This is a genomic window from Massilia sp. ZL223 (assembly GCF_018119395.1).
Taxonomy (GTDB): Bacteria; Pseudomonadota; Gammaproteobacteria; order Burkholderiales; family Burkholderiaceae_D; genus Telluria.
The window spans coordinates 22,971-34,964 of the sequence record NZ_JAGPWD010000049.1; the positions used below are offsets into that span (position 1 = coordinate 22,971).

An 11,994-nucleotide genomic window follows, 5' to 3' on the forward strand; every position below is an offset into this window, starting at 1 on the left:
AATGAGTCATCGACAAAAACTTATCGTCGACTTGCCTGATCGATGAGTAAAGAAACAATAATCGTTACCGAAAAAACTAGATTTGAAGAATTTTTGATCTACATCAAGAGTCTTGCTTGATAGCAAAAAATCCACGCCCTACATTATTGCCTATAGTGAATTTTTGTAGACGATTTTGCAAATAATTGTGAAAGCTTGGCAAGCTTTCTCCAGGCGGATGTATTGGAAATGAGCGACTCGAGTTCGGCAACAGCTTCAGCCGCCTCCCGGCCAGTCCGGCAGGCGGCTCCTTGTCCCAACCAGGGACATGTTCTTCTCTTCGGTGTCCTGGCGCCGGCCGTGACCGGCACTGCGCCTCCAGTCTCGATGGGTTCCCTGATCCCCGGCTGGTAAGCGCGCAAGCCGGTTGGTGTAACGCCGACCGGCTTGCAGGCACCGCGCGCTTTTCCTCCAGCTTTGTACATGCCCGGCATCGCCGGGCTGCATCGCCACGCGCGCAGCACATGTGATGCCTCGGTAATGCGAGGCGTTGTCCAACGATGTCATCTCCACCCGGCCGCCCGAACGCAGCCGGGTCGTCCCTCGCACGCCCTGCGGCACGCGGGACCCGCACCACCTCGACATAGGAATAAAGGCAAATCTGGTATGGTAGACAATCTGCACCCCGCAAGCGCAACAACGGGAACCTGGCTGGACGGCGCGGTCGACACCATCGCACGCGAGATCGGGCTCGACCAGCAGGAAGTGGCCGCGCGCATGGCCTTCCTCGAACTGGGCGAACAGGATCATTCCCTCCTGCGCGACCTGCACGAGCTGGTCGACCACGACATCGAGACGTTTTCCGACAGCTTCTATGCGCATATCCTGAGCTTCGACGCATTGCGTTCCCTGGTCAGGAACGAGGATACGGTCACCCGGCTGAAGCATGCCCAGGCCGCCTATTTCCGCAGCCTGACGGCGGGCGTGTACGACGAAAACTATATCCGCGAACGCCTGCGGGTAGGATTGGTTCACCAGCGCGTCGGCCTGGAACCGAAATGGTACATCGGCGCCTACCGCAAGTACCTGGCCGAGATGAGCGACCTGCTGTGGGAACGGCACCGCGCCGAGCCGGAGCGCTTCAAGGCCGCCATCAACAGCGTTCTCAAGGTTGTATGCCTGGACATGGGCCTGGCCCTCGACACCTATGCGCATGCCGACCAGCGCAGCGTGGTCCAGCACCAGAATTACCTGGAACAGGTGATCGACGGAATGCCGGCAGGCCTGATCGTGGTCGATGCCGCGCACCGCATCCGCTCCATGAACACGACCATGCAGGACATGCTCGGCATCCCGCAAGATGCCCTCGAATCGCTGCCGCCGCTCGAATCGCTGATCCCGGCGCCGGAGCTGTCGGAGCGCATGGCCGCGGCCCTCGCGTCCGGCGCACCCCAGGACGGCGTGGTCGTTCCCATCGATGGGCATGCCGAGGGGGTGCGTTACCTCGAATGCAATATCCGACGCACGCGCCAGGAGGACAAGCAGATCCTCCTGCTGATCTGCCAGGACATCACGTTCAAGCGCCACGCCCGCCTGCGCCTGCAGGAAAGCGAGGAATTCTTCCGGCTGACCTTCACCCAGGCCGCGGTGGGCATTGCCCTGTTGTCGCGCGAAGGCCGTTTCGTGCGGGTCAACCGCAAGCTCACCAAGATCGTCGGCTATACCGAGATCGAATTGCTGCAGCGCTTCATCCACCAGATCACGCATCCGGACGACCTGCTGGACGACCGTGTCCTGGTCCGCAAGCTCATCGACGGCGAGATCCGCGACTTCCAGCGCGAGACGCGCTACGTGGCGAAGGGCGGACGTCCGATCTGGGTGGCGGTCAGCGCATCGGCGATGCGCGAGGCCCTCAGCGGCGAGCTGCGGCTGATCGTCGCCGTGGAGGATATCTCCCGCCGGAAGCAGGCCGAGGAGGCCCTGGTGCGCATGGCCAACCACGACGTGCTGACCGGCTTGCCGAATCGCGCCCTGCTGCAGGACCGGCTGGCGCATGCGATCTCGCAGGCCCAGCGCATGCAGCGCCAGGTCGGGGTGATGTTCATCGACCTGGACCGCTTCAAGCACGTCAACGATAGTCTCGGCCACGAGGCCGGCGACCAGATGATCATCGAGATCGCGCGCAGGCTGGCGACCAGCCTGCGCGAGAGCGACACGGTGGCGCGCCAGGGCGGCGACGAGTTCGTGGTGGTGCTGCCCGACCTGGGCAGCCCGGCCGATGCCGCGCTGGTCGCGCAGAAGCTCCTGGCGGAACTGTTCCAGCCCCTGACCTTGTGCGGCACCGAGCTGTTCCCGACCGGGAGCATCGGCATCGCGATCTATCCGCGCGACGGCCAGGACTGCAATACCCTGCTCAAGGCGGCCGACAGCGCCATGTACCGGTCCAAGGCCAGCGGCGGCAACCATTTCGACTTCTATACCGCGGACATGGGCGTCCACGCCGAGGAGCACCTGCACGTCGAAGCCAGGCTGCAGCGGGCGCTGCAGCGCGGTGAATTCGCGTTGCATTACCAGCCCCAGGTCGACGCCGCCAGCGGGCGCATCATCGGCCTGGAAGCGCTGCTGCGCTGGGAAGGGGAGGGCAAGGACGGACTGTCGCCGGCGGACGTCATCCCGCTGGCGGAGGAAACCGGCCTGATCGTGCCGATCGGCGAGTGGGTGCTGGCGACGGCAATGCGCCAGCTGGCCGCCTTCCAGCGCATGGGCCTGGGAGAGCTGCGCATGAGCGTCAACGTCTCGGCACGCCAGCTGCAGCAGCAGGACATGGCGGCGCAAGTGGAAAGCCTGCTGGCGCAGACCGGCTGCGCTCCGTCTTCGCTGACCCTGGAAATCGCCGAAACCCTGCTGATGGACAGCGTTGGCACGCCGGCCGAGACCATGGCGCGGCTGTCGGAAATGGGAGTGCGGCTGGCTATCGACGACTTCTGCGCGGGCTATTCGAGCCTGGCCAACCTCAGGCGCTTCCCGATCGGCAGCCTGAAGATCGACCGCTCCTTCATCTCCGACATCGCCACCAACGACGACACCGCCGCCATCGTCAAGGCCGTGATCGCGCTGGCCGACGCGATGAAGCTGGACGTGACCGCCGTGGGCGTCGAGAGCGCTGGCCAGCAGGCGATCCTGGAAGCGCACGGATGCCGGCGCATGCAGGGCTACCGCTTCGGGCCGCCGATGGCCGCGGCCGAGATCGAAGCGCTGCTGCTGTCCCGGCAAGCGGACGTGGCCGCATGATGCCGCTCGTGCGCCGCATTCCCAGCACGACGCGCCTGCTTGTCCTGACCGGCCTGCTCGCCGTGCTGACGGCCTGGCTGGCCCAGGGCAACGCGGCCATGCTGCCCTGGTCTCCGCGCTGGTATCTTCCGGTTCACTTTGGAGCGGAGCTGTTCTCGATCGTGGTCGCGATGCTGGTCTTCGTGATCGGCGGGCACAGCGTCGACGGACGGATTCCGGCCACGGTGGCGCTGCTGTCGCCGGCCGCACTGGCGGTCGGGCTGCTCGACATCGGACACCTGCTGTCGATGCCCGGCATGCCCGGTCTCGCGCGGCCGGCGTCGGTTGCCGACGGCCTTGCGTTCTGGCTACTGGCGCGCGGCGCCGGCGCGGTGCTGCTGCTGGCGGCGGCCCTGGTCCCGCCCGGATACGCGGTCGGGCGCCGCGGCTATCGCTGGGGCGTGCTGTGCGCGCTCGCGCTGGCCGCCGGCGGCTACTGGCTGGTGCTGGCGCGTCCAGGGCTGATCCCCGCCACCTTCGTGCCCGGACAAGGCCCGAGCGCGTTCAAGGTCCATGCCGAGTACGCCCTGACGGCCCTGAACGCCTGCGCGGCCATGGTCCTGCTGGCGCGCGCGCGCCGCACGCACGCGCGCGCCGACCGCTACCTCGCGGCCGGGGCGGCGATCATGGGGCTGAGCGGCGTGAGCTTCACCCTTTACCTGGCCCCCGACGACGTGTTCAACATGGTCGGGCATGCGTACAAGGCGATTGCCTACTTGTGCCTGCACCGGGCCATCTTCGTCGATGTGGTCCAGGCGCCGTACCGCCGGCTGCGCATGTCGGAGCAATGGCTGGCGGAGAGCAGGAACGAGTTCCGCAGCCTGATGGAATGCGCGCCGGATGCAATCCTGCTGTCGGGCGCCGAGGGACGCGTGAGCATGATGAATGCGCGCGCTGAAGAGCTGTTCGGCGTCGGGCGCGCGGTGGCGGCCGGACTGCCGCTGGAGCTGCTCCTGCCGCCGGCAGAGGGAGAGGACGAGATGCGCTGCCGCCGCCTCTACGGTCCGTCCTTCCCGGCCGAGGTGAGGCGCGCGGCGACGCCGGACGGGCAGCAGATCGCCATCGTGCGCGACCTGTCGGAACGCCGCCGCCTGGAGCGCGCCCTGGTCGAGCAGCTCGCCTACGATGCGCTGACCGGGCTGCCGAACCGGCACCGCGTGCTCGAGATGCTGGGCGACGCGATCGGCGCGGCGCGCCAGGAGAGACGCACGCTGGCGGTGCTGGTGCTCGACATCGACGCGTTCAGGAAGATCAACAGCAATTATGGCTGGGCCAGCGGCGACCAGGTGCTGCACGAATGCGTGGCGCGGATCGCGCCGCGCCTGGGCACGGGAGACGCCCTCGCGCGCCAGGGGGGCAACGAGTTCATCGTCGTGCAAAAACATTCCAGCCGCGAGGCCGCGGCGGCGCTTGCCGACTCGCTGCTGGACTGCATGCGCGCGCCCTTCCTGCTGGACGGACAACGCGCCCTGCTGTCGGCCAGCGTCGGCATCGCCGTCCTGCCGCCCGGTCCCTGCACGCCCTCGCAACTGGTGCAGATGGCGCAGCTGGCGATGGCCGACGCCCGCAGCCATGGCGCGGCGCGGATCAGCTTCCACACGGCCGAAATGGCCAGGAGCATCCGCGAGCGGATCGAGCTGGAAGCCATGCTGTCCCATGCCCTCGAGCGCGGCCAGCTGGTGCTGCAGTACCAGCCGCGCATCAGCCTCGGGGGCAGCCAGGTGGTCGGAATCGAAGCCCTGGTGCGCTGGCGCCACCCGGTGCTGGGCCTGGTGCCGCCGGCCCGCTTCATTCCGCTGGCGGAAGAAACCGGCATGATCGAGGAAATCGACCTCTGGGTGCTGCGCGAAGCCTGCACCCGCGCCGCCGCATGGCATGCCGAAGGCCTGCCGCTGGGGCGGGTATCGGTCAACCTGTCGGCACGCAAGTTCCAGCAGGCCGGCCTGGCGCAGCGGGTGCGCAGGGTGCTGGAGGACAGCGGCCTCGATCCGGCGCGGCTGGAGCTCGAGATTACCGAAAGCACGGTGATGCAGGACACCGAGGATGCGGCCGCGGTGCTGCGCTCGCTGAAGGCGCTCGGCGTCACCCTGTCCATCGACGATTTCGGTACCGGCTATTCGTCGCTGAGCTACCTGAAGCGCTTCCCGCTCGACGTGCTGAAGATCGACCGCTCCTTCGTAAAGGACGTGGTCGGCGATCCCAACGACGCCGCCATCACGCGCGCCATCATCGCCCTGGCGCATGGCCTGAACCTGGAAGCGGTGGCGGAAGGGGTGGAAACGGCCGAGCAGGCGAACTTCCTGAAGGACAACGGCTGCGACGAGATCCAGGGCTATTACTACAGCCCGCCCGTATGGCCGGAACAGCTGACCCACTTCCTGTTGTCGGAATTCCAGGACCTGGCGGGCTAGGGACCGGGACGCCGCCGCTTTCATTACCTCGATGACTTTTACGATACCAACAACATGCTAAACAACCTCACCATCAGATCGCGCCTGGTTTTCCTGACCGGCTTCCTTTCCTTCCAGCTGGTCGTCGGCGCCGTTATCGGCCTGGTCAGCCTGGGCATGGCGAACGACGCCATGCGCTCGATCTACGCGGACCGGCTGGTCCCATTGGGACAGCTGGACCGCATCATCCGCCTGCTGAACATCAACCAGATGGATGTCGCCAAGTCCATCGTGGCCGATCCGGCGGCGGCAGGCCGCAACCTGGATGAGATCGAGGCCAACATCCAGACCATTTCCAGGACCTGGGAAGCCTACATGGGCACCTACCTGACCGACGAGGAAAGGCGGCTCGCCGAGCAGTTCAGGCAGCATCGAAGCCGCTTCGTGGACGAGGGCCTGCAGCCCGCCGTGGCGGCGCTGCGCGCCGGCGACACGCAGCTGGCGACCGCGATCATGAACGGGAAAATGACCGACCTGTTCGTCCCGGTGCGCCGGAGCATCGACGCGCTGATCGAATTGCAGCTCAAGGTGGCGCACAGCGAATACGAGACCTCGCAGACGCTGTACCGCTACGTGTTCATCAGCTGCATCGCAGGTGTCGTGTTCGGCGTCGTGCTGGCGCTCGGCCTCGGCCTCTGGATTACCCGTTCGATCTCCAGGCCCCTGGACGCGGCGGTCAGGATCGCCGGCAGCGTGGCGGCGGGCGACCTGAGCCAGCGGATCGAGGTCGGGTCGGCCAACGAGATCGGCCAGCTCATGCAGGCCTTGAAGGACATGAACGGGGGACTGGCCGACATCGTGTCGCGGGTAAGGACGGGCGCCGACAGCATGGCCACCGCCTCGAACCAGATCGCGGCGGGCAACCAGGACCTGTCGTCCCGCACCGAAGAACAGGCATCCTCGCTGGAAGAGACGGCAGCCTCCATGGAAGAACTGACCTCGACGGTCAGGCAGAACGCCGACAATGCGAAGCACGCCAGCCAGCTCGCGGCCTCGGCATCCGGCATCGCGCTCCAGGGCGGCGAGGTCGTGGCGCGGGTGGTCCACACGATGGATGGCATCAGTGCGTCGTCCAGGAAGATAGGCGACATCATCGCCGTGATCGACAGCATCGCCTTCCAGACGAACATCCTCGCCCTGAATGCTGCCGTGGAAGCAGCCCGGGCCGGCGAGCAGGGCAGGGGATTCGCGGTGGTCGCGTCGGAAGTGCGGAACCTGGCCCAGCGCTCCGCCTCCGCCGCCAGGGAGATCAAGAGCCTGATCGAACACTCGGCGGAGCAGGTGGACGCCGGCGGCAGGCTGGTCGCCCAGGCGGGGGCCACCATGCAGGAGATCGTCGACAGCGTACGGCGGGTGACCGACATCATGGCCGAGATCAGCGCCGCCAGCCAGGAACAAAGCGCCGGGATCGAACAGGTCAACCGGGCCATCGCGCAGATGGACCAGGTCACCCAGCAGAATGCCGCCCTGGTCGAGGAAGCCGCCGGCGCGGCCGAGTCGCTGCAGAGCCAGGCGGCCGGCCTGTCGCAGGTGGTGAGCGTGTTCCAGCTGCATGCGGCGCCAGGCCGCCAGGAAGTCCTGGCCGCGCCGCGCTCCGGCCAGCCGGCGCGGCTGGCCATGGGCGGCGCCGCGCCGGACGCATGGCCTCGCTAGTTCAGACCACCGAACCCAGCTTGAAGATCGGCAGGTACATGGCCACCACCAGGCCGCCGATCAGCACGCCCAGGATCACCATGATCAGCGGCTCCATCAGCGAGGACAGGGCGGCCACCGCCTCGTCCACTTCGGCCTCGAAGAAGTCCGCCACCTTGCCCAGCATGGCGTCGAGCGCACCCGATTCCTCGCCGATCTGGACCATCTGGGTGACCAAGCTCGGGAACACGTCCGTGTTCTGCATCGCCATGGTCAGGCTGGTGCCGGTGCTGACCTCGGTCTGGATCTTGCGCGTGGCGTCCAGGTAGACCGCGTTGCCCGAGGCGCCGCCGACCGAGTCCAGTGCTTCCACCAGCGGCACGCCGGCCGCGAACATGGTCGACAGGGTGCGGGTCCAGCGCGCGATGGTCGCCTTGCGGACCACCGGCCCGAAGATCGGGATGCGCAGCAGGATCCGGTCCATGGCCTGCTGCATCTTGAGCGAGCGGCGCCAGGCCTGGAAGAAGAAATAGATGGTGCCGAAGATGCCGCCGAAGATCAGGTACCACCAGCTGACGAAGAATTCCGAGATCGCCATCACCATCAGGGTTGGGGCCGGCAAGTCGGCGCCGAAGCTCTGGAATACCGACTTGAAGGCCGGCACCACCCAGATCATGATCACGGCCGTGACCACGAAGGCGATCGCCAGGATCGAGATCGGGTAGGTCAGGGCCGACTTGATCTTGCTCTTCAGGGCCAGCGTCTTTTCCTTGTAGATCGCCAGACGGGTCAGGAGGTCTTCGAGAATGCCCGCCTGTTCGCCCGCGCCCACCAGGTTGCAGAACAGCGGGTCGAAATACACCGGGTACTTGCGGAAAGCGTTGTTCAGGCTGGTGCCGGTCTCGACGTCGGCGCGCAGGTCCAGGATCAGCTTGGACATCGACGGGTTGGCGTGGCCCTTGCCGACGATGTCGAAAGACTGCAGCAGCGGCACGCCGGCCTTCATCATGGTCGCCAGCTGGCGCGTGAACATGGTCAGGTCCTTGTCGGTGATCTTCTTGCCGGCGCGGTAGACCTTTTTCTTGACCTTGGTGACCATGATGCCCTGGCGGCGCAGGGTCACGTTGACGATCGCCTCGCCGCCTGCGCGCAGCTCGCCGCGCACGGTCTTGCCGGTCTTGTCCTTGCCTTCCCAGGCATAGACCTGCTCCTTGACCTGGGCGCCGGCGCGGCTGCGGGTGGGTGCGGAAGTTGCCATATGATTCCTATTCGTTGGTGCAGCCAAGCACTTCCTCGAGGCTGGTCAGTCCTTGTTTCACTTTCATCAGGCCCGAGCGGCGCAGCGAGTTCACGCCGTCCTTCTCGGCCTGTTCGGCGATCTGCATCGAGTTGCCGTGCGCCAGGATCAGCGCCTCGATGGCCGGGCTGATCGGCATGATCTGGTAGATGCCGACCCGGCCCTTGTAGCCGGAGCCCAGGCAGCGGTCGCAGCCCACCGGGCCGTAGGGTTTCCACGAGCCGTCGATGTCGCTCTCGCGGTAGCCGGCCGCCAGCAGGGCCTCATGGCCGATCTCCATCGGCTGCTTGCAGGTGCAGAGGCGGCGCGCCAGGCGCTGGGCGGTGATCATGATCACCGACGAGGCGATGTTGAACGGGGCCACGCCCATGTTCATCAGGCGCGTCAGGGTCGAGGGCGCATCGTTGGTGTGCAGGGTCGAGAACACCATGTGGCCGGTCTGGGCGGCCTTGATCGCGATGTCGGCGGTCTCCAGGTCGCGGATCTCGCCGACCATGATGATGTCCGGATCCTGGCGCAGGAAGGATTTCAGCGCCACCGGGAAGGTCAGGCCGGCCCGGTCGTTGACGTTGACCTGGTTCACGCCGGGCAGGTTGATCTCGGCCGGGTCTTCCGCGGTCGAGATGTTGATGCCCGGCTTGTTCAGCAGGTTCAGGCAGCTGTACAGCGACACCGTCTTGCCCGAGCCGGTCGGACCGGTCACCAGCACCATGCCGTAGGGGCGGGTGATGGCGTCCAGCAGCAGCGCCTTCTGGTCCGGATCGTAGCCGAGCGCGTCGATGCCCATCTGCGCCTGGGTGGCGTCGAGGATACGCATGACCGTCTTCTCGCCGAACAGGGTGGGCAGGGTGCTGACGCGGAAGTCGATGGTGCGGGTCGGCGACAGGATCAGGCGCATGCGGCCGTCCTGCGGCACGCGCTTTTCCGCGATGTCCAGGCGCGCCAGCACCTTGATGCGCGAGACCAGTTTTTCGCGGATCGACAGCGGCGGCGTGGCATGGTCGCGCAGCACGCCGTCCACGCGCATGCGGATCCGGTAATACTTTTCGTAGGGCTCGAAGTGGATGTCCGAGGCGCCCACCTGCACCGCGTCCATCAGGATCTTGTTCAGGAAGCGCACGATCGGCGCGTCCTCGACCTCGTTGGCGCCGGTGTCCACCGCCGCCGGCGCTTCCTCGTCGGCGAACTCGATGTCGGCTTCCTCGCCGGCCAGTTCGTTCAGGCTCTGCTCGGCGCTCTTGGACAGGTTGGCCAGCAGGGCCAGCAGGGCGTCGTGGGGCACGATCACCGGCTCGACCGAGGCTTCGCTCTGGAACTTGATCTGGTCCAGGGCCTGGCTGTTGGTCGGGTCGGACAGGGCCACCGACATCTTGTTGCCGCGCTTGGCCAGCGCGATCACGCGCTGCGCCTGCATCAGCTTGCTGTCGATGGCGGTGGAGGGCAGCATGTCCGGCGCGAAAGCCGACAGGTCGAGCAGCGGGTAGCCGAAGGTTTCGGAGCAGAACACGGCCAGCGAACGCGCATCGATGGCGCCGCTGGCGAGCAGGGTGTCGATGAAGGCGCACTTGTCGGCGGCCGATTTCTTTTGCAGCGTGTCCGCCTGCGCCGTGTTCAGGCGGCCCGCCTGGACCAGCGCGCGCGCCAAACCCGACAACGGCGTGCCTGTGGTCGTATTGGGGATGACTGCTGCCATAGAGAACCGTGCGGAGCCGTGGTTTTAAGGAAAACAACAAAGGCGCCGGGTGGGCACGACCCACCGGCGGACTCTCTGGATGATGCCTACAGGCATCAAATTTGTAAAGTATTTGCTGTGCATGAGATGCGTCCACGCCACGTAGACGAATTGGCACGGCTGCGCGCCCCGGCAGGATCGCTCAGAATGGCAGCAGGCGCCTTGATGCGGCTGGGCGCAGCAGTTTGACAACCTTGATGGCCTGGTTCTGCACCTGGACCACTTCGATCACGCAGGGACCGATCTTGAGCGAGATCGGCGCTTCCGGGATGTCCTGCAGCTGTTCCAGCAGCAGGCCGTTGATGGTCTTGGGGCCGTCCAGGGGCAGGGACAGGCCGAGTTGCTTGTTGATGTCGCGCAGCGGAGTACTGCCTTCCAGCAGGCATTCGCCCTTGGCGTTCCAGGCGACGGCCTCGCGCGCGCTGCCCGGCATGGAGGTGGTGAAGCTGCCGATCATTTCCTCGATGATATCGTCGAGCGTGACCAGGCCCTGCACTTCGCCGTATTCGTCGACGATGATGCCCATGCGTTCGCGCTGTTCCTGGAATTGCTGGAGCTGGTCGAGGGCGCCGGTGTCCCGGGGGATGAAATAGGGTGCGACCAGCAGTTCGCGCAGGTGGTCCGTGGTGAGCTCCTCGACTTCGCGCAGCAGGCCGACGGCCTTGCGCACGTGCAGGATGCCGACGATGCGGTTGATTTCGCCTTCGTAGACCGGCAGCTTGTTGTGGTAGCAGGTGGTCAGTTCGTCCAGGATGCTTTCGATGGGTGCGGCCAGGTTCAGGGCTTCGATCTGGGTGCGCGGGATCATGATGTCGTCGACCGTGACCGATTCCAGGTCGAACAGGTTGAGCAGGATGCTGCGGTGCTTCTGTGGGACGAAGTTGCCGCTTTCCAGCACGATGGAGCGCAATTCCTCGGGCGACAGGCGGTTCTGCGGGGCGTCTTCGCCGGTGCGGATGCGGAACAGGCGCAGCAGGGCGCGCACGAACAGGTTGACGAAGCCGACCACCGGCTTGGCCAGGCGCAGCAGGGCCTGCAGCGGCAGGCTGGTGGCCATGGCGATGGGTTCGGGATAGGTGGCGCCGATGATCTTGGGCGCCACTTCGGCGAACACGATCAGCAGGAAGGCGACCAGCGCGGCCGCGGCGGTGATCACGCTTTCCTCGTTGCCGTAGATGTCGATCGCGACCACGGTGACCAGGGCGGCGGCCATGGCGTTGAGCAGGATATTGGCGATCAGGACCAGCGACAGGAAGCGGTCGGTGCGCGCCAGCAGCCACAAGGTGGTGAGGGCGCCGCGGTTGCCGCCTTCGGCCAGGTGGCGCAGGCGGTATTTATTGGACGCCATCAGGGCCGTTTCGGCCATGGCGAAGAAGGCGGACAGCAGGATCAGGATGGCGAGTGCGAGGACGAGCACCCAGAGGGGGATGGTATCCAAGGCTTACTGGGGAGTAGCGGGCAGGGGAGTTGATTCTAGGGCAAGAGTTGGGGTGGTGCAAGCGGGGGGCTCGTGGTGTGCATGGGACCCAAGTTTCTCGGAACAGCCCCAACAATAAAAAAGCCGCCTGAGAGGC

General features: G+C 66.0%; 6 protein-coding genes. 3 read left to right on the top strand and 3 right to left on the bottom strand.

Annotated elements, in window-relative coordinates; translation table 11 throughout:
• The first annotated feature begins 645 nt into the window (after window positions 1–645).
• From KBW95_RS22415 to KBW95_RS24840, 3 genes are read left to right on the top strand one after another with little or no spacing between them, the layout of a single operon-like run.
• Window positions 646–3,270 carry an EAL domain-containing protein gene (locus tag KBW95_RS22415; protein ID WP_211526023.1) on the top strand — a complete coding sequence of 875 codons (2,625 nt, stop codon included), beginning with the start codon at window positions 646–648 and terminating at the stop codon, window positions 3,268–3,270.
• Window positions 3,267–5,720: a bifunctional diguanylate cyclase/phosphodiesterase gene (locus KBW95_RS22420; RefSeq protein WP_211526022.1), complete on the top strand. Its 2,454-nt coding sequence runs from the start codon at window positions 3,267–3,269 to the stop codon at window positions 5,718–5,720. Before KBW95_RS22415 ends, KBW95_RS22420 begins: the two co-directional genes overlap by 4 nt.
• A gap of 54 nt (window positions 5,721–5,774) precedes the next feature.
• Window positions 5,775–7,412 carry a methyl-accepting chemotaxis protein gene (locus KBW95_RS24840; RefSeq protein WP_211526021.1) on the top strand — a complete coding sequence of 546 codons (1,638 nt, stop codon included), beginning with the start codon at window positions 5,775–5,777 and terminating at the stop codon, window positions 7,410–7,412.
• Window position 7,413: 1 nt separating this feature from the next.
• On the opposite strand, the gene KBW95_RS22430 is transcribed toward KBW95_RS24840, so the two are convergent.
• The 3 genes from KBW95_RS22430 to KBW95_RS22440 all read right to left on the bottom strand — a co-directional run bounded on the left by KBW95_RS22430 (window position 7,414) and on the right by KBW95_RS22440 (window position 11,858).
• Entirely contained in the window at window positions 7,414–8,649 is a 1,236-nt protein-coding gene (locus KBW95_RS22430; protein WP_211526020.1) for a type II secretion system F family protein, read from the bottom strand.
• Window positions 8,650–8,656: 7 nt separating this feature from the next.
• Window positions 8,657–10,381, bottom strand: coding sequence for a type IV-A pilus assembly ATPase PilB (gene pilB, locus KBW95_RS22435; RefSeq protein ID WP_211526019.1), 1,725 nt, complete (start codon window positions 10,379–10,381; stop codon window positions 8,657–8,659).
• Between the two features lie 181 nt (window positions 10,382–10,562).
• Entirely contained in the window at window positions 10,563–11,858 is a 1,296-nt protein-coding gene (locus KBW95_RS22440) for an HlyC/CorC family transporter (protein WP_211526018.1), read from the bottom strand.
• Window positions 11,859–11,994 lie beyond the last annotated feature (136 nt).